We start from the raw sequence: 17256 nt of genomic DNA on the forward strand, positions 1-17256 counted from the left end.
CAGGATTTCCGCTTTAGGCTGTTAGGAGACATTGCCTAGACTCCGAAGCCGCCTTACCGCGGAAATGCCGGAAAAGACAGGAAGTAGACGTTTGCAGAGGAGCAATCTGCTAGACAGCATAGTGGATCACCGCTTCAAATCCGACGGATGCAAGAGCAAGAACCAAAGCTCTTGCTTCTGCTACTGTGGGGACGGATACCACGGGCGATTGGTTGGCGAGACAGGACTCAATGGCGTTCTTTGATTGGGCAAGGTCAACGCCTGCGTGTTGCCGAACGGCCAAAATGGCGGAAACAGACAGAGCTCCTTTGCGCCATCCCGTAAGGCGAACCTCAGGAACCTCTTGTGCGTTGGGGTTGCCGTAGGCTCGATATGCGGCTACTGATTCCGCGAGCGGACGGTGATAGCTGATGAAAAAAGGAAGCCCATCTGAACGTGAAACGAAGAGCGGTGCATTGCCAACGACAGAAGCGCGAACATCGCCTGTATTGATGAAACCAGCAGACTGATAGTAGAAGACCCAGCCTACATCGAATTCCTCGGTCTTGTCTGAAAGTAGTTGCAGCGTCACACCTTCATAGCTACGGGATGAAAGCTGGTTGATGGCAACCTCAATGGCCTGTAGAAAGGTGAAAGTCATTTGACTGCTCGAAAATAATGTACAGAGCGGAAATCAGTATCAGATTGAGGCTATTGATGGATGTCCGCTTCCGCTGCAAAGCAGAAGTAATTTGATCCTTGCAAATGTTCGGCCGCATCACTTCACCCCCATCACTTTTACCCGCGCATTCGGCGCCTCCCCAAACATCTCCGGGGCGTACATCGCTTCCACGCGTGAAGGCGGAAGCGAGAACTCTCCGACGTTGTTGAGGCGAATGGTGTATTCCATCTTCACCACGCCCTTGGGCAGGTACTCGTAGTAGCTGCGGAAGGACTCGAAGCTGCGTTCCTCAAACGCGGCCCAACCGTAGCCTTCTTTCTTTTCTCCTTGCGTGGCGATCTCGCTGTCGCGGCCCAGGCCGCTGCCCAGAATCGTGGCGCCGCCGGGCACGGGGTCAGTGATGGCGACCCAGGTCATGTCGGCGCTCGCGTTCACCTCAATGCTGATGCGCAACACGTCTCCGCGCGTGTAGCTGCCGGCCGGCAGACTCTTGTTGGCCTGCTCCACGGGTGTAATGGTTTTCCTGATCTGGTAGCCCGCAAAGAACGGCGCTTTCAGTTGCACTGCTGCTACGGACTGCAATGTGAGCCACGGCTTGCCTGCGCCCTGGTGGGTCACGTTCAGCGTGTCTTTGGCTGCAGTTTTGCTCCAGGGCAGGAACATGGTGTTGTTCTTCAGGTTGCCCGGTGACGCAGGCGCGCCGAACCATGTGGTCTGGTGTGCAGCACCGGATGCATCGGTGGTCTTGATGCGTTCCACCTTGCTCCAGTCCACTGCCGCAGTGCCTGTGCTCAGGCTGGCCTTGGTGCTTCCAGCGACCGGCACCGCTTCAAACTTGGCGCTGAATTTTTCCAAGGCCAAGCCACCCCACAGATTGGCGGTGGTGGTGTGCCATGCGCCGTTTTGCTGGCGGCTGATGAAGCCATTGGCCAAGCGGCCCATATCGTCTTTCCAAGCCGGGTCGTCCATTACGCTCAAGATCAGGCGCGCGGTGTTCACGTCGCCACTTTGCATCAGCCACCACCAGTAGTCGTCCTTCTCGGTGCTGAAGATCATCTTGGTGCCTTGGTAGCTGATGCGGCTGCGCAGAATCTGGTTGGCCTCAGCCAGGCGCTTGTCGCGCTCGGGTACATCAGTCACGCGCTTCAAGATGTTGAGCCAGTCGATGACCGCATGCGTGGGCCACTGGTTGGGCGCGATGGTGATGCTGTTCACCATACGGCCTTGGGCCTTGCCGTAGCGCGACAGGGCTTCGATGGCGGCCAGCTTGCGCATGTCCAGGTCTTTGCGGGGGCTCCAGAACTCGCGCTGGATACGGCCTTCCACAAAGGCAATCAGGCCACGCTCCATGGGCGCGCGGATCTCGTCGCTGAGGGCAAAGGCCGGGTCAATGCTTGCAGCCTCGTGGGTCGCTGCCAGCAGGTAGGCGGTCAGCGTGTCGCTGCCGCGATTGGCCTCTCCATCGCGCGGCGGGAAGTAGTTGGCCAGGCCGTCGCTGTCCAGGTAGCTCGGTATTTGCGCTGCTACGGTTTGCCACAGCTTGCCGTCGCGCAGGCCCACGCTTTTGCTGGTCTTTTGCTCCAGGCAGGCAAAGGGGTAGAGGGCAAACCAATCTTTCACCCCCGGCAGGCCTTCGGCCAGCTTGGGCTGAAGCGCCATCTTCAGGCCGCCACGGCCAGGCAGGGCATCGGCAGGCGCATTCACGTCCATGGTGAGCGGACCGTCAATCTGTACCAGCGTAGCCTGCTGCACCGTGAGCGGCACGGCAGGCACGATGCGTTGGCGGGCCTTCAGCGCGTCTTTGGCGCCGCTGATGGTGTCCTTGGCTTCAATCTCCCACAGGATGGCCTCGTTGCGGCTCAATGCGAGCTGTGCGGGGGCAGTCACGTTCCAAGCTACCTCGCGGGCATCACCGGCGGGAATATCTACGGTTTGCGGCTCCAGAGTCAGCAGCGTGGCGCGCGGGGTCACTAGCACCTTCATGGCCTGCTTGGTGGTGTTACGCAGGGTCAGTTGGGCGCGGTACTGGTCGTCTTCACGCACTAGGGGCGGCAGGCCGCTGATGATCTGCAGATCTTGCGTGGCACGTATGCTGGTGCTGCCGGTGCCAAACAGGCCGGTGGAGGCATCGGCCACTGCCACGATCTTGAATGTGGTGAGGGCATCGTTCAGCGGCACCGTCACTTGGGCTTGGCCATTGGCGTCCAGCTTGACCACCGGCTTCCAGAGCAGCAGGGTCTCCAGCAGCTCGCGCGCACCGCTGTGACCGCCACCGCCACCGGGCGCCACGGCCTTGCGGCCATAGTGGCGCCGGCCGATGATTTCCATTTGCGCGGTCGATGTTTCCACGCCCCAGCTGCGCCGCTGCAACATGGCGTCGAGCAGGTTCCAGCTGCGGTTGGGCATCAGCTCCAGCAGGGCCTGGTCTACCGCGGCCACGGCCACTTCGGCGTTGGCAGCCGGTTGGCCATTGGGCAGCTTGACGGTGATGGTAACCTGCGCTTTGCCGCGCACGGCGTAGCTTTCCTTGTCGGCCTTGACGCTCACATTGAGTTCATGCGCTTGGGTGCCCACGCGGATTTCGGCCACACCCAGCCTGAAGGCGGGCTTGCTCAGGTCCACCAGTGCAGTGGGCGCCACGTACTCGCGCCCCTCGTACCAGAAGCTGGTCCACCACTCGCGCGGAGCCTTGAAGCCCCAGGTGAAGAAGCTGTACCACGGCACCTCGCGCAGGCGGCCGCGCAACACCAGTGCGCTCACATACACATTGGGGCCCCAGCCTTCCTGAATCTTCAGGTGGATGGTCGGGTCCTGGCCGTTGAGCTCCACTACCTCGGTGTGCACAATGCCTTCGCGCTCCACCGCTACCAACGCGGTGGCAAAGCGGAAGGGCATGCGAACCTGGAAGTTGGCCGTCTCGCCGGCTTGGTAGCTCTTTTTCTCAGGCAGCAGGTCGATGCGGTCGTTGTTGTCGCCACCGAACCAGAGCTCGCCTTGCTTGGTCACATACACGCTGCTGGCCGCCTGAATGCTGTTGCCCGAGCCGTCTTTGGCGGTCACCACCAGCTCCACTTGGCCAGCTTCGTTGACTTCGGTTTCGCACAGCAGCAGGCCGCGGGCATCGCTCTTGCCGGAGCAGACGCTGCCCAGTTCTTTGGTACTGGTCTTGTTGTCGTAGGTGTAGAAGCCGCCCACCATGCGCTTGCGGGTGGTGGTGGTGATGCGGGCGGTCGCTTTCACCTCCAGCGCCACACCGGCTTGCGGTTTGCCGGACAAGTCCAAGGCGAGCGCGCGGAACTTGATCTTTTGTCCGCTGGAAACCCAGCCCTCGGTCTTGATGCCGGCAATCACGCTGGCAGGCCACAGAGTCTGGGTGCTGCGTATGGTTTGCACTTCGCCGTTGGGGTCGGAGTAAGTGGCTTCCAGCAGCAGGTCTTGCGGCTGGCGGCTCTTGGGCACATCAGCAATAGTCAGCTTGCCGCCGCCGTTCTTGTCCAAAGTGATCGGCATTTTGTCGGCGATGACACGCGCATCCGCGCTAGCCGTGTTTTCTTCTTCGCCGTCGTCCGAGCGGGCTTGCTGCCCCACTTGCGGTGGCGAGAAGCTGAATTCGCTGAAGTCCGCAAAGCTCAGGCCTTTGGCCCGCACCAGGGCCGACACGCGCACCGGCAGGTTGACCGCGCCGCCACCAGAGACGTAGTTGATCTGCACATCCACCGGCACCTGGGTGGAGTTGACCAGAGGCTTTTTATCGGTGGGGGTGACACGCCCCTCAAGCACCGGCAGCCTGAACTCTTCGACCCGGAACTCGCCGGTGTAAAAGTCCTGCCGACCGTTGCCACTGGTGAGCTGCACCTGGTAAGCACCCAGCTTGGCGCCTTGGGGTATGGAGAAGCTGTTTTCTGCACTCAAGCCCCCGGTGGCGGTTTTGCGCCACCCGAGTTGCAGCGCGTATTGCTGGCCGCTGCCCATATGGGTGATGAGTAAGGTGTCGGGCTTGGCATCCGGCAGGCCAAAGCCTTTGCTGGTTTGGGTGCGCAACACGTGCTTCATGGACACGGTTTCGCCTGCCCGGAGCAGGGTGCGGTCGAAGATGGTGTGGGCGACTTCGTCGGGCAGGGCCTGGCGGCTGGTAGGCACGTTGAAGCGCCAGGGTTCAATGCCGCGGTTCCAGTCGCTCCAGGTGAAGGCCAGGTCTTGCACCGTGCCTTTGCCGTCGGCCGCAGGCTGGGCGGCGCGGGCGCTCACAAAGTAGGCACTGCTGTAGTAGCCGTCTTCCCCGTTGCAGCGGGGCGCTTGGGGCGACACGCCACTAAGGGTGGCAATGCCTTGGGCATCGGTCTGGCCACGGGCCACTTCTTGGCCCCGGCAATCGGACACCACGACTTGGGCGCCGGCCACGGGCTTGCCCTTGTCCAGCGATGTCACCCAAGCGAGCGCATTTTCGCGGCCTAGCTTGAAGTGCACACCCAGGTTGGTCACCAGTGCGGCGGTGCGGACATACATGGTGCGACTATTGCCGTAGCGCTCGTCCAGTAGGCTGGTGCCCAGCTTTTGGGAGGCGATCTCCACCACATGGAAGCCGGGGGTGAGGGGAATGCCCACCACCTCGAAGGGGCGTGGGTCCTGACTTTGGGGCTGGGGCAGGTCCAGCGTTTTGGCGCCGGGGCGGCCGTCCAGCAGCGAAAGCATGCGCGTTTGCACATAGTCGCGGTCTGTGGGCGTGGAGGGCTGGGGCAACTTGGTGCCCAGTTCGCGGGCTGCTTGGCTGCGTGAGATGTTGGTCTCGTCATAGCGCAGTACCTTGCGGTACCAGGCAATGATGTCGGCGTCCGTCCCCGGCTGGAAGGTACGCACTTTGCCGGCAGGCGCCTTGGCGGCAGATTTGTCGTGCTCGGCGTTCAGACCCTTGACCTTCAGCGCCGCTTCGACGTTGCGCAAAGTCACCGGCAGCATGGCCACTCCATCGGGCTCGGCAAAGCGCTCCACGATGCCGAAGGGCGAGGCCGCAAACTTGGCCAGCGGCGGCATGGCGGCGGTCGCGGTTTTGAGCGGGAAGCTGTCCGCATTGCGCAGGGTGCGGCCGGACGCGTCTTTGAAATCCTTGGGCAAGGTGATGGTCAGCTGGGCCTGCTCGGGCAGCGCGCCTTCAAAGCGCACGCTGTTGACCACGTTGTCTTCATCACCGCTGTCTTCCGCGAGCACGGGCTTGAAGCTGTTCTTGCCGTCACTCAGGCGGATAGCCTGCAGCAGCTTGGCCGGCACCGGCGCATTGAAGCTGAGCTGCAGGGGGCGAATGGGCAGGCAGGCAGCCTGGGCGTTTTCCCGCTCGCAGCTGAAGTTGGCCGCAAAGGGCTCGCGCACCTGGTAGGCAAACTGGCGCTCCACCGTGTTGGGCACACCGGGGGTGGTGCCGGTGGCTGGCGTGGCCACACCCTTGCCGAACACCACACTCACTTTGGCCGATGACGACAGGCGGCGCGCGCAAGTCATGGTCACATACGACAGGGGGTCAGTCTTGGCGTAGCCGTCCAATCCTTGGGCCTCCAGGAGCGCCGCGCGCTCTTTGCCCTCGAGAAGGCGGATGCCGATCTTTTCGCCCAGGTCGGATGCCTTGCACCACACATTGGCTTTCACGCTCTCCAGCGTGGCAGGGCCGCTGAGCTGCAAGATAAAGAACTGCTCCTCATCAATGCGGTAACCCTGGTAGGGCTGAATGCTGCGTACAAAGGGGCCGCCGCTATTGAATTTATAGCTGCTCGCGCCCGCCAGGTCTGCGCCTTTGGGTGATTTGAACCCAGGTTTGGCTTGTACCGTGCAGCGCACACCGGGGGGCAAGTCGCGGTCGAAGTCGTAGGCCCACACCCGGTCGTTCACCCAGCGGCCGGTGCCTTTGGTGACTTGGGCGTCACTGCAGCTCAGGGTGAGCGGGGCTTCGGCCTTGGGGTCGCCGAAGTTGACTGCACTCTCGTCAAACTTGGCCACCAGCTGGCGCACCTGCGCCACTTCGCCTTGGGGCGAAAGGCTGATGATTTGCAGTGCTTGGGCGCTCCAGCTCAAGGCGGCCAAGCCGCAGGCCAGCAATGCATTTTTTGTTTTCATGGTCGCTCCCCGAAAAAGTGCGCTCAGCGTAGCCGAAAACAGGGGCGGCAACGTGACCATCCGGCGTGGTTTGACGGCCGCCATCGGGTGGATTCAAAATTATTTGTAAAAAGTTGAATCCGGAGCGCATCCGGCCGCGTAATAGGGTCAGGAACTGATTTTTCGCCCGAACTATAGGACTGGACGTGCCCATGAAACAACTATCCACCGCCATGGCCCTCAGCGCTGCCGCCCTGTGCAGCGGCGCCCTTGCTGATACCGGCAAGCTTTTGCTCACCGGGGGCGTGAGCTCCATCGAAGGCGCTGCCGGCGGTGGCTTGACCCCATGGGCCACCATTGGCACCAACGCGACCGAGGGGGAGATGGGTGTCTCTGCCCATGTCAGCCGCGCAACCGTGACGGACTACCAGCTCAGTACCATGGGTGTGGCCTTTGCCTTTAACGACCGGGTGGAGGTGTCTTTGGCCCGCCAGGATTTCAATGCTTCGCCGGTAACGGCTCTCAATGGCCTGGGCTTTGCGGTACAGGACGGCCAGCGCATCAAGATGGATGTGCTGGGCCTGAAGGTAAAAGTGGCCGGCGATGCAGTACTCAACAGCGACAGCTGGATGCCCCAGGTGGCGGTAGGTGTGGAGCAGAAAACGGTAGATGCCGGCTCCATCACACCGATACTGGACTTTTTAGGCGCCAAGACCAGTGGTACCGACTTTTATGTAAGCGCTACCAAGCTCTTTCTGGCCAACAGCCTGCTGGTGAACGGCACGCTGCGTTACACCAACGCCAACCAGAACGGCCTGGTGGGCTTCGGCTCCAAAGATCCGGGCACCAACAACGCCAGCTGGGTCCCTGAAATTTCGGTGGCTTACCTGCTGAGCAAAAACATCGCCATCGGTGCCGAGTACCGTGCCAAGCCCAACAACCTGCGTGCATTCGGCATGGCCAACGGTTTGGGTGAAGGTCTGCAGGAAGACGCATGGAAAGACGTGTTTGTCGCATGGGCGCCCAACAAGCACAGCTCCATCACGCTGGCCTATCTGGACCTGGGCCGCATCCTGCCGGGTGTGACCTCCAGCCGCAACCAGAGCGGCTACTACCTGTCTGCCCAGTTTGCGTTCTAAGACGCGCGCGCTTTAGATTCAAAGGAAATCACCATGAAAAACTACCTTGTCGCTTGCCTTGTGGCCCTGTCCGCTCTGGTCTCTGTGAGTGCCCATGCCCAATCTGCCATCCCCATGGCCCCTGCAAGAAATGACGCCCTGTTTCAAGCGCTGGGCGGCAAGCCCGGCTTGCAAGCCCTGATGGACCTTTTCGTGGCCGGTCTGAAAGCCGACAAACGCATTGGCGAGCAGTTCAAAGACACCAAGGCCTCGTACCTGTCAGAGCAGTTGGTAGACCAGGTTTGCATGGCCACCGGTGGCCCCTGCAAATATGAAGGCGCTGACATGAAGACCGCGCACGCCGGCATGGGCATCACCAAGGGCAACTTCAATGCCTTGGTAGAGGTACTGCAAGCCTCCATGGATGCGCGCAACATTCCATTCGCTACCCAGAACCAATTGTTGGCACTGTTGGCGCCCATGCATCGCGACATCATCACGGCCAAATGAACATGCGCCTCACCAGACTAAAACACGGAAAGAAAGTCGCCGCCAGTGCGGCTTTTTTTGTAGCCTGCGTCACCGCGCAGGCCGGCACCTTGGAGGTGCTGGTGCTGGACCGCGATGGCAAGCCCGCGCCGGATTCCGTGGTGATCGTGCTGCCCAGCGGCAAAGGCCAGCCACGCAACCCACTGCCCATGAGCGCTGTGGTGAACCAGGAAAAACAGCAATTCAGCCCTGCTGTCACTGTCGTGGGTGTGGGCGCCAAGGTGCGTTTCGCCAATAGCGACCCTTGGAATCACCATGTGCGCCTCAGCACACCCGGGGCCGCGCCCGGAGCCTCCGATGGACAGTCCGCTTTGCTTGAAGGCAAGCAGGACGGAAAAGCCGCCAGCGCTGCCGTTTTCACCATGGACAAGCCTGGCGCGGTAGGCGCAGCTCTCTTGGGCTGTTTCATCCACAGCCGCATGGGCGGAGCCATTTACGTGGCGGAGTCGTCATGGACAGTCAAGACCAACAGCGAAGGTATAGCCGTGCTGGAAGACGTGCCTGAGGGTGCCGCCACGATCAAGGTCTGGAACGCTGCGCAGCTGGTGGAAAAAGCACCATTGCAGGTGAACGTGCACAGTTCGCCGGGCAAGGCCACGTTTCAACTGGATGTGGCACCGCGGCGGCGCAGCTAAGCTTCATTGAAGCGCTGCTGACAGCGCCCGCCTTTAGGGCCGGGTGTCTGTCGGCGATTGCCATGCGCCGAATACGGATTCAACCCAAGCGCAAGCGGCATCGCGGTCCGCAAAATGCGCAAACGGGACACCAGTGCCCTGAAACACTTTGGCATAGAGAGGTCCCATCAAGGCAGATCCTTCGACGGCCGCTGGCAGAACAAATGCCATCGCTTGTGGGGCTACACCACCACGTGCCATCTCGCTCAATGCGCTGCCCAAATCGGTCAGGACTTCGGGAGAGCACAGTGCGCTTTCGTGAAAGGTGCAAATGTGTACCCAGGGCCCTTGGGCAGTCATCACGGGAAAAGCGATGCGTGCCATTTCCAGTACTGCCGCCATCAATTCCTGATTGAAGGGGCCGATGGCATTCGCCCAGAGCATCTTGCCGCTGTACTCGTAGGTAACGCGCCCATGAGGTTTGAATTTGCGGGGACCGAACTGGTCCGAGTAGATCGGAGTGGAGTCTGGCATGGCAATGAATGGCTAAGGCGGGCTACATCAGCTTCTGAATCAAAGCACCTTTGAACAGCACCGGTCCGGTCGGGCCGGTTTCACTCGGCACGCCGCCTTTGGGCTCCAGGCTGATGGCGAGTGTAGGTACTTCGCGCACATCATTTTCGCCGGCGGTCAAGCGCAGCAGTTTGTCGTTGGTGAGCACGCCCAGTGACTTGGGGCCGCCGCTGGGGGGCAAGGCCCAGAGCTGCAAGGAGCGGTCGCTAGCTTCCTGGTAGCCGCCCACGCGTTGCAGGGTGAGTTTTTTGTTCTTGGGATCGAAAGTCACCAGCATGGAGGCGGCGGCTTTGTCGTCGGCCAGCACGGCTACGTATTCGATTTGCGGTGTGGCCTGCAATTGGGTTTGCAACTTGGCAATCTCGCTGCCTAACTCCTGGCGCAGGTTCAGGCCTACGGTGACTGCGGCCACGGTGGCAACAGCACCAGCTGCGCTCGCGACTCGCCAGACCGCGAGGCTTCGCAGCCACGCGCTCCAGCTATTCGCACTCGCAGTCTGCGCTGCTGCTTTGACACGGGCAGCCTGAAAAGCGGCTTGCTCGCGCTCAGCTAGTACCAGGTTTTCAATGCGCGTCCACACCGCGGGCGCGGGGGCTACGTCGGGTTGGAGTTCGTTGATGCTGGAAAAGCGGCTTTGCCAGATGAGGGCTGCTGCGCGCACCGGGGCCTGCTCGCGGGCCATGGCTTCAAAACGGCGGCGGGCCGCGCCGCGCAGGGTGCCCAGTGCGTAGCTGGCGGCCAAGCGGTCCAGCAGTTCGGGGTGTTGGTGGATTTTCATGGCGGCCTTTTATGCAAAACGTGCCATGCACAGGCGCAGCTGGTCGAGGCCGCGGCGTATCCAGGTCTTGACGGTGCCCAAGGGCAGTTGAAGCTGGGTGGCCAGCTCGCTATGGCTCAGGTCGCGCATGTAGGCCAGGTTCACGACTTCGCGCTGTTTGCTATCCAGCCGACCCAGGCATTGGTTCAGGGCCCAGGCTTGTTCACTGGCCTGCGCCGTGTCCAGCGGAGTGGGGCCATCGCCCTCCAGGGTGTCGGCCAGTGTTTCGTCAATCTCCTGGGTGAGATGCGTGCGCTCGGCGGCCCGGCGGCGCAACAGGTCCAGCGCGCGGCTGCGCACGATGAGCCCCATCCAGGCCATGGGCGGGCTCAGGGATGCAGAGTAGTCCGGGGCCGAGCGCCAGATGTTCAAGAAAGCCTCCTGCAGCACGTCTTCCGCAAATTCGCGCTGGCTGACAACTCGCAGAGCCAGACCATAGAGTTTGCCCGCGCACTCGTCGTAGAGCGATTTGAGGGCTGCCTGGTCTTTGAGCGCAATACGCTCCAGCAGGGCAATGAGCTTGGCGTCGGGGTGGTCGGCATTCATGGCTCCATTGTGTGGGCGTTTGGGTGGCTGAGCGTTGGTTGGGGGCTTGTGTTTTGAGTACGCACAAACCCTTGGCGCGGATTCAAAAAAATAAATTCAAAAATTTGAATCCAAGTTGCGGGTGGCCTGCGTATTCGAGGGGAGAGCCGGATTTCCCGGTCTCGCTTAGTTGCCCAACACTCCTCAAAGGATTCCGCAATGCAAACCATCGTTCAAACAGTTGCTTCTTCTGCTTCTTCCCGCCGCGCCTTCATGGGCCGCACAGGCACCTTGTCCGCTGTGGCTGTCGCCCTTCTGGCCGGCAAAGACGCCATGGCTCAAGGCATGGCAGGCGATACCTCCAAGGACGTGAGTATCTTGAACGTGGCGCTGGGCCTGGAGCATGAAGCCATCAACGCCTATCAATTGGGCGCAGGCAGCGGCTTGCTGCAAAAGCCGGTTCTCGATGTGGCGGTGCGCTTCCAGGCCGACCACAAAGCCCACCGCGACGCACTCATTGCCACCATCCAGAAACTGGGTGGTACGCCTGTGATGGAAAAGAAGCTGGATGACTACGCCAAAGCCCTGAAGGCCGACACCCTGCGCAATCAGGGCGATGTGCTGGACTTGGCAGCGCGTCTCGAGCTGGGTGCCATCAACGCCTACCTCGGTGTGATTCCCGCCTTCGGGAACAAGGATCTGGCCAAGGTCGCCGGCCGTTTGGCTGCGGACGAGACCATGCACTACGTGCTGTTGAACAACGCGCTGGGCCGTCCGCTGCCCGCCGGCGCACTGTCTTTCGGCGCGTAATGGCGCCGCGCACCTTCATTCGTCGGTGCGCTGGGCTTACGGCCTTGGCAATTTCCATGGCCGCGCCTGCACGTGTGCAGGCTCAGGCCCTCGTGCCCGATGTGCAGCGCGGGCAGCAGCTGGTAGAGAGCCGCTGCTTTGCCTGCCACAGCCTGGACGCCAATCGCGCAGGCCCCGCCTTGCGCGGTGTGGTGGGCCGCATGGCCGGCAAGGCAGAGGGGTATTTCTTTTCCGAAGCCATGGCAGCTGCCACCCATACCTGGACGGTCGCAGGCCTCAAAGCCTGGCTGACCAACCCGGAAAAAGTGGTGCCCGGACAGGAAATGAACTACTACCTGACCGAAGCCCAGGACCGCGAGGACGTGGTGGCCTATCTGGCCAGCGTGTCCAAGCCCGCACAAAAGTAAACCTTTGATTCCCCAACCTTCTCAGCAGGACATACCTATGCAAACCCGTACCGCTCTCTCTTTGGTGGCTATCACCGCACTCACCGCCTGTGCCAGCCAGCCCATGCGCGCCCCGTTCAGCCAGGCAGACTTGCCCGCCGCCGTGCAGGTGCCCGCCGGCCACACTGTGGTGATGGAAACTGCCGCTGCTGGCGACATCACTTACCAGTGCCGGGCCAAGAAAGACATGGCCGGCCAGTTTGAATGGGTGTTTGTGGGGCCGGATGCCGGACTCAAAGACCGCAGTGGCAAAGTCATCGGCAAGTACTACGGCCCACCTGCCACCTGGGAAAACAACGATGGCTCCAAGGTGACCGCCACGCAGCTCGCCGTGGCGCCCAATGGGGCCGCCAACATACCCCTGCAGTTGGTCAAAGCCAACCCGGCCATGGGCATGGGTGCGATGCAGGGCGTGAGCTACATCCAGCGCGTGGCAACTGTGGGCGGCATAGCACCGGCCAGCAGCTGTGCCAAGGCCAATGAGGGTGCAAACCAGCTGGTGCGCTACACCGCGGACTACATCTTCTACAAAGCGATGTAACACCAGCGTCAGATTGCTATCAAAATGAGAGCTGCTCGCGCACTATTGTTGTGCGCCAGCAGCTTTTTCTATTCATAAGCTTTGACTTGCAGGCCGATTGCATTTGCGGATAAGCTGGAGCGTCTGTTGTCTGCAAGGAATCGTGTGAAGCCTCCTGCGTCGCCAGCCCGGGCTCCGGTTACTGCCGGGTTCGAGGGCACCGAACTCAATCTGCTGTTTGTGCGCCTGTTGCGCACCACGGTGGCCGTGGCGCTGCTGTACAGCGTGGTCAGCATGGTGTTCATCGGCGAATGGGTCATGGTGCTCGGCCCGGTGTTGATTGCTGCGGCGGGCACGGTGTGCTTGGGCTTGCACGCACGGGGACATCATGCCCGGGCCATGAGCCTGTTCATCTGGGCTTTGTGGGCGGTGGTGGTCTTGCAGTCCACATTGCGCGGCGGCGCGCTCAATCCGATTCTCAATGTCAACGTCGTGCTGGTGCTGCTGGCAGGGTGGTTGGTCGGTATGCGGCAAGCGGTGTGGGTGGGCCTGGCGTCTGCGGCTTGGTATGTGGCCTTGGCGCTCTCCACCCAGTTCGGCTGGTGGACACCCACCAATATCACCAGTCATTGGAGCCTGCTGATTGCGCAGTTGGGGGTGCTGGGAGGCGCGTTCATGGCGTTCCGTCTGGTGCTCAAGGCCTACCAGCAGCACGTAGACAAAGTCCAGACGCTGAACCGGACGCTTGAAGAAAAGCTGCAAGCCCTGTCTGACCAGGACGACGCCTTGCGCATGAGCGAGCGCCGTGTGATGCAGATTCTCAAGGCCAGCCCCTTGCCCATCATCGTGGCCGAGTTCGAGACAGGCGTGGGCCTGGAGATCAACCCCGCTTGGGAGCAAGCCTTCCAGCGCTTGCGCGCTGATGTGATCGGCAAAACACCGGTTCAGTTGGGCTTCTGGCGCGATCAGGCGCACCGTGAGCAGTTCAAGCAGGAATTCGGCACGCAGCGGCGGGTCAGTGGCTATGAGGTGACTTTCACCTTGCCGGACGGCGCGGAGCGCACCTTTTTGTTGTCGTCTGAGCGCTTCATGTACGGCGAGCTGGACTGTGTGATGACCATTTCCATGGATGTGACCGAGCGCAAGTTGCTGGAACAACAGCTCAAGGACTTGAACGCCACGCTGGAACAGCGGGTACTGGACCGCACCAGCGCGCTCGATGAGGCCAACAGCAACCTTCTGGAGACCATGCGCACCTTGCAACGCGCGCAGGATGAACTGATAGGCGTGGAAAAACTCGCCTCGCTGGGCAGTCTGGTAGCCGGCGTGGCCCACGAACTCAATACTCCATTGGGTAACGCCTTGATTACCGCCAGTGCCTTGCATGAAATGACCGAGCGCGCTTCTGAACAAGCGCTGGCGGGCACCCTCAAACGATCTGCGTTTTTGGAGTTCATGCAGAACATGAACGACGGCGCCGCGCTCACCCACAAATCGTTGGAGCGGGCGGTGGAGCTGATCCGTAGCTTCAAGCAAGTGGCGGTGGACCAGGAGTCCGAGCGCCGCCGCAGCTTCGACCTGCACCAGACGGTGCATGAGGTGGTAGAGACGCTCAAGCCCAGCTTCAAGCACCAGCAAGCGCAAATTGAACTGGTAGTGCCTGCGGACATGGTGCTGGAGAGTTTCCCGGGGCCCTTGGGGCAGGTGGTGATCAATCTGGTCAGCAACGCGCTGGTGCACGGGCTGGCCGGTCGTAACGACGGCGTGGTGGAGCTGCGCGCGGAGGAGGCTGCGGATGGTAAATCGGTGGTGCTCACGGTGAGTGATAACGGGCGCGGTATTGCGCCTGAGCACCTGGGCCAGGTGTTTGACCCGTTTTTTACGACCAAACTGGGGCAAGGCGGCTCCGGGCTCGGGCTGGCAGTGAGCCACCGTATCGTGAGCCGTATTCTGGGCGGACGCATCAAGGTCAGTTCAGTGCCGGGGCAGGGCGCAGAATTTGAATTGACGATTCCGAAGGTGGCGCCGCAGGTCGTGAACTAGGCTTTATACTGATCAAAAAAACAGTATCTCAGCGTACCCAGCGGAGGCCCCATGCTCAACGACACTGCCGCGCCCAACGGGCTTTTTACCGACGATGACCACACCGCACGTTGCGTCTGGTGCCGCAGCACGGCCGAATACCAGCGCTATCACGACCAGGAGTGGGGTTTTCCGGTGCACAGCGACACGCGCTTGTTCGAGAAGATTTGCCTCGAGGGCTTTCAGGCGGGTTTGAGCTGGCTCACCATCCTGAACAAGCGCGAGTCATTCCGCGCCGCCTTTGCAGGTTTTGATATGGACAAGGTGGCCCTATTCGATGAGGCCGATGAAAAGCGCTTGCTGCTGGACGCAGGCATCGTGCGCCATCGCGGCAAGATTGCTTCCACCATCAACAACGCCAGACGAGCCCAGGAGCTGCGAGCCGAGTTCGGCAGTCTGGCGGCCTACTTCTGGGGCTATGAGCCGGCCAGCGGCAGCCGCCCGGCCACCATTACCCATCAAACGCTCAGCGGGGTGACCACCTCGCCGGAATCAATCGCACTGTCCAAAGACTTGCGCAAGCGCGGCTGGAGCTTTGTGGGCCCCACCACCATGTATGCCTTCATGCAGGCCATGGGACTGGTGAATGACCACCTGGAGGGCTGCCACGCCCGCGAGCGAGCCCTGCAAGCCAGAGCGGCCTTTGTGCCGCCCCGCAAGCCTTAGGCAGCGGCTCCGGCAATCGCTGCCAACAGGGCGTCTTGGCCGTTGTAGAGCGCGTCGCCACGCACCAGGCGAGCACCGCTTGCGCCGTGAACCACCATGGCCGGCACGCCTTGTGCGCCATGGGCCTGCATGAGGCGGCGGGCTTTTTGCACGCGGGCATCGTGCTGGAGTTGCAGGTCTGGGTCCTGTCGGGCTAACAGGTCGGCCGCCGCTGTCAGGCCCCTGGCACGCAGTACGCCGTCCACACCTTGCGGGGTGCAGATGTCCAGGCCATTGACGTAGCGTGCCTCTTGCAAAAGCTTCAAGGTATTCAGTTCTTCCGCCGGTGCGGTGTGTGCCACGGCAGTGAGGGCGAGAGAGGCGGCGGATGAATCAAATCGGGTGCCGTGCTGACCCAGCACCTGGCTGCGGTAGGCCTCGCTAAAGGGCTGGCCGGTGAGCTTTCCGATGCGTATATCGTTCGACCACGCAAAGTCGGCGAAGTCTGCGCTCATCACGCGCCCGCCGCCACTGAACAAGCCGGTGGGCGCGAGCTCCAGGGTGATCGTCGCTTCCTGCCCCAAGCGCTGGATGGCAGGGGAGGCGCCGTAGCACCAGCCACACAAGGGGTCGAACAAATAGGTCACTGTGGTGGACATGGGGTGGAGTTCTTTCAATGGTTGTTAAGCGTGGCGGCTGCGAGCGCTTGCTCAAAAAGGGCAATCTCTTCCTGCAGGCTACCGCGGCTGCGGAAGTGACGGGCGGCGCGGTTGTACCAGTTCTCGGCGTCTTCCAGATCGCCTTCCTGCAGGTGCAAGATGCCGTGCAACCAGGCGCCCAGCATGGAGTCGTCCTTTTGCACCAGGTCATGCGCGGCATTCCAGCGACCCACGTGCAGGTCTTGCAAAACTTGGTGAAGAGCGGTCATGGGGGACTTACCACTTCATTTCGCCGGTGTTGACCTTGGCGCCGATGTCCAGCGACAGGCCGCCGTCCGTCAGGGCAGGGTAGGCCTGCTTCATGGCGGGGATCAAGGTGGCGCTGGTCTTGTTGGCAGCGAGGTTTTTCTCGAAAGTCTGCAAGTAGTCTTTGGTGAAGGCAATGGTGCTTGCGTCTACCTTGGTACCTGCCTTCATGTGGCCGGGAATCACCAGCTCAGGCTTCAAAGCGGCCATTTCGTCCAGCTGGGCTACCCATGCGGCGCGCTCTGCAGCGGTTTGTGTGTCAGCGGTCCACACATGCATGTTGCCGAACACGCCGATGTTGCCGACCACCGCCTTGATGGACGGAATCCAGGCATAGGGGCGGTGTGCCAGCAGTCCTTGGGTGCCGCGGATCTCGATGGTCTGACCTTCCAGTGTCAGGGTGTTGCCTTCCAGGGCGCGGGGCACCACGGGTTTACGGGGGGCGTTGGCGCCCATTTTGGGTCCCCAGAATGCGACCTTGCCCGCCAGCTTGGGCGCGAGTTTGCCCAGCACGGCGGGTGTGGTCACCACGTCGGCCTGGGGGAACACTTCTTTCAGGGCTTCCAAGCCGAAGTAGTAGTCAGGGTCAGCCTGGCTCACGTAGATGGTGGTGAGTTGCTTGCCGCTGTCCAGCACGTTGGCCGCGATGCGCAAGGCGTCGGCACGGGTGAAACCGGCGTCAATCACGATGGCGTCTTTCTGGCCATAAACCAGCGTGGAATTGACGTTGAAGCTGTTGCCGTCGGCGTTGTAGACCTTGACGGTGAGTGGCTGCTGAGCATTTGCTGCCCCAGACAGTGAGGTAAAGGCGATGGCCAGCGATGCGGCGATAACGGTAGTGCGGATCATG

Annotated in this window: 16 protein-coding genes; 8 read left to right on the plus strand and 8 right to left on the minus strand. The window is 61.5% G+C overall.

Annotation, left to right across the window (positions count from 1 at the left end; all coding sequences use genetic code 11):
- Positions 1 to 109 precede the first annotated feature (109 nt).
- Both AEP_RS18895 and AEP_RS18900 read right to left on the minus strand, forming a co-directional pair.
- Positions 110 to 640 carry a YrhB domain-containing protein gene (locus tag AEP_RS18895; RefSeq protein ID WP_087496820.1) on the minus strand — a complete coding sequence of 177 codons (531 nt, stop codon included), beginning with the start codon at positions 638 to 640 and terminating at the stop codon, positions 110 to 112.
- 117 nt (positions 641 to 757) lie between these two features.
- A complete protein-coding gene (locus AEP_RS18900; RefSeq protein WP_087497432.1) occupies positions 758 to 6763 on the minus strand; it encodes an alpha-2-macroglobulin family protein in 6006 nt (2001 codons plus the stop codon).
- A gap of 191 nt (positions 6764 to 6954) precedes the next feature.
- Here AEP_RS18900 and AEP_RS18905 point away from each other — a divergent pair, with 191 nt between their 5' ends.
- The 3 genes from AEP_RS18905 to AEP_RS18915 are packed head-to-tail and all read left to right on the plus strand — an operon-like array spanning position 6955 to position 9044.
- Positions 6955 to 7881 (plus strand): DUF3034 family protein, encoded by a 927-nt coding sequence (locus AEP_RS18905; RefSeq protein ID WP_087496821.1) that lies wholly within the window; start codon positions 6955 to 6957, stop codon positions 7879 to 7881.
- 33 nt (positions 7882 to 7914) lie between these two features.
- Positions 7915 to 8370 (plus strand): group I truncated hemoglobin, encoded by a 456-nt coding sequence (locus AEP_RS18910; RefSeq protein WP_087496822.1) that lies wholly within the window; start codon positions 7915 to 7917, stop codon positions 8368 to 8370.
- On the plus strand, positions 8367 to 9044 hold the full coding sequence (locus AEP_RS18915) for a plastocyanin (RefSeq protein ID WP_232459876.1): 678 nt from the start codon (positions 8367 to 8369) through the stop codon (positions 9042 to 9044). The genes AEP_RS18910 and AEP_RS18915 overlap by 4 nt, the downstream gene beginning before the upstream one ends.
- A gap of 33 nt (positions 9045 to 9077) precedes the next feature.
- Here the strand turns inward: AEP_RS18915 and AEP_RS18920 are convergent, their stop codons facing one another.
- Genes AEP_RS18920 through AEP_RS18930 form a run of 3 tightly spaced genes read right to left on the minus strand, consistent with a single transcriptional unit; the run spans position 9078 to position 10959 of the window.
- Positions 9078 to 9557, minus strand: a complete 480-nt coding sequence (locus AEP_RS18920; protein WP_087496823.1) for a hypothetical protein — start codon at positions 9555 to 9557, stop codon at positions 9078 to 9080.
- A 22-nt stretch (positions 9558 to 9579) separates the two neighbouring features.
- Positions 9580 to 10374 (minus strand): anti-sigma factor, encoded by a 795-nt coding sequence (locus AEP_RS18925; RefSeq protein ID WP_087496824.1) that lies wholly within the window; start codon positions 10372 to 10374, stop codon positions 9580 to 9582.
- A gap of 9 nt (positions 10375 to 10383) precedes the next feature.
- Positions 10384 to 10959, minus strand: coding sequence for an RNA polymerase sigma factor (locus tag AEP_RS18930; RefSeq protein WP_087496825.1), 576 nt, complete (start codon positions 10957 to 10959; stop codon positions 10384 to 10386).
- 198 nt (positions 10960 to 11157) lie between these two features.
- Between AEP_RS18930 and AEP_RS18935 the strand changes: the two genes are divergently transcribed.
- The 5 genes from AEP_RS18935 (at position 11158) to AEP_RS18955 (ending at position 15462) form a co-directional block, all read left to right on the plus strand.
- A complete protein-coding gene (locus AEP_RS18935) occupies positions 11158 to 11748 on the plus strand; it encodes a ferritin-like domain-containing protein (protein ID WP_087496826.1) in 591 nt (196 codons plus the stop codon).
- 56 nt (positions 11749 to 11804) lie between these two features.
- The gene (locus AEP_RS18940; RefSeq protein ID WP_087496827.1) at positions 11805 to 12155 is read left to right on the plus strand and encodes a c-type cytochrome; all 351 of its coding nucleotides are present in this window, start codon (positions 11805 to 11807) and stop codon (positions 12153 to 12155) included.
- A gap of 37 nt (positions 12156 to 12192) precedes the next feature.
- Positions 12193 to 12735: a DUF3455 domain-containing protein gene (locus AEP_RS18945; RefSeq protein ID WP_087496828.1), complete on the plus strand. Its 543-nt coding sequence runs from the start codon at positions 12193 to 12195 to the stop codon at positions 12733 to 12735.
- Between the two features lie 126 nt (positions 12736 to 12861).
- Entirely contained in the window at positions 12862 to 14757 is a 1896-nt protein-coding gene (locus AEP_RS18950; RefSeq protein WP_157673226.1) for a PAS domain-containing sensor histidine kinase, read from the plus strand.
- A gap of 51 nt (positions 14758 to 14808) precedes the next feature.
- Positions 14809 to 15462 carry a DNA-3-methyladenine glycosylase I gene (locus AEP_RS18955; protein ID WP_087496830.1) on the plus strand — a complete coding sequence of 218 codons (654 nt, stop codon included), beginning with the start codon at positions 14809 to 14811 and terminating at the stop codon, positions 15460 to 15462.
- On the opposite strand, the gene AEP_RS18960 is transcribed toward AEP_RS18955, so the two are convergent.
- Genes AEP_RS18960 through AEP_RS18970 form a run of 3 tightly spaced genes read right to left on the minus strand, consistent with a single transcriptional unit; the run spans position 15459 to position 17255 of the window.
- The gene (locus AEP_RS18960; protein WP_087496831.1) at positions 15459 to 16100 is read right to left on the minus strand and encodes a DsbA family protein; all 642 of its coding nucleotides are present in this window, start codon (positions 16098 to 16100) and stop codon (positions 15459 to 15461) included. The two genes, AEP_RS18955 and AEP_RS18960, sit on opposite strands and share 4 nt — an antisense overlap.
- A 14-nt stretch (positions 16101 to 16114) precedes the next feature.
- On the minus strand, positions 16115 to 16369 hold the full coding sequence (locus AEP_RS18965) for a hypothetical protein (protein ID WP_087496832.1): 255 nt from the start codon (positions 16367 to 16369) through the stop codon (positions 16115 to 16117).
- A 7-nt stretch (positions 16370 to 16376) separates the two neighbouring features.
- A complete protein-coding gene (locus tag AEP_RS18970) occupies positions 16377 to 17255 on the minus strand; it encodes an MBL fold metallo-hydrolase (RefSeq protein ID WP_087496833.1) in 879 nt (292 codons plus the stop codon).
- Between the last annotated feature and the right edge of the window lies 1 nt (position 17256).

Origin of the sequence: Curvibacter sp. AEP1-3, assembly GCF_002163715.1 — a bacterium.
Taxonomy (GTDB): Bacteria; Pseudomonadota; Gammaproteobacteria; order Burkholderiales; family Burkholderiaceae_C; genus Allorhodoferax.

Coding starts and splice junctions, on each gene's coding strand:
- AEP_RS18940 (WP_087496827.1), top strand. CDS start 11,805: ATGGCCGCGCCTGCACGTGTGCAGGCTCAGGCCCTCGTGCCCGATGTG.
- AEP_RS18920 (WP_087496823.1), bottom strand. CDS start 9,557: ATGCCAGACTCCACTCCGATCTACTCGGACCAGTTCGGTCCCCGCAAA.
- AEP_RS18955 (WP_087496830.1), top strand. CDS start 14,809: ATGCTCAACGACACTGCCGCGCCCAACGGGCTTTTTACCGACGATGAC.
- AEP_RS18900 (WP_087497432.1), bottom strand. CDS start 6,763: ATGAAAACAAAAAATGCATTGCTGGCCTGCGGCTTGGCCGCCTTGAGC.
- AEP_RS18905 (WP_087496821.1), top strand. CDS start 6,955: ATGAAACAACTATCCACCGCCATGGCCCTCAGCGCTGCCGCCCTGTGC.
- AEP_RS18915 (WP_232459876.1), top strand. CDS start 8,367: ATGAACATGCGCCTCACCAGACTAAAACACGGAAAGAAAGTCGCCGCC.
- AEP_RS18895 (WP_087496820.1), bottom strand. CDS start 640: ATGACTTTCACCTTTCTACAGGCCATTGAGGTTGCCATCAACCAGCTT.
- AEP_RS18925 (WP_087496824.1), bottom strand. CDS start 10,374: ATGAAAATCCACCAACACCCCGAACTGCTGGACCGCTTGGCCGCCAGC.
- AEP_RS18965 (WP_087496832.1), bottom strand. CDS start 16,369: ATGACCGCTCTTCACCAAGTTTTGCAAGACCTGCACGTGGGTCGCTGG.
- AEP_RS18930 (WP_087496825.1), bottom strand. CDS start 10,959: ATGAATGCCGACCACCCCGACGCCAAGCTCATTGCCCTGCTGGAGCGT.
- AEP_RS18945 (WP_087496828.1), top strand. CDS start 12,193: ATGCAAACCCGTACCGCTCTCTCTTTGGTGGCTATCACCGCACTCACC.
- AEP_RS18935 (WP_087496826.1), top strand. CDS start 11,158: ATGCAAACCATCGTTCAAACAGTTGCTTCTTCTGCTTCTTCCCGCCGC.
- AEP_RS18960 (WP_087496831.1), bottom strand. CDS start 16,100: ATGTCCACCACAGTGACCTATTTGTTCGACCCCTTGTGTGGCTGGTGC.
- AEP_RS18910 (WP_087496822.1), top strand. CDS start 7,915: ATGAAAAACTACCTTGTCGCTTGCCTTGTGGCCCTGTCCGCTCTGGTC.
- AEP_RS18970 (WP_087496833.1), bottom strand. CDS start 17,255: ATGATCCGCACTACCGTTATCGCCGCATCGCTGGCCATCGCCTTTACC.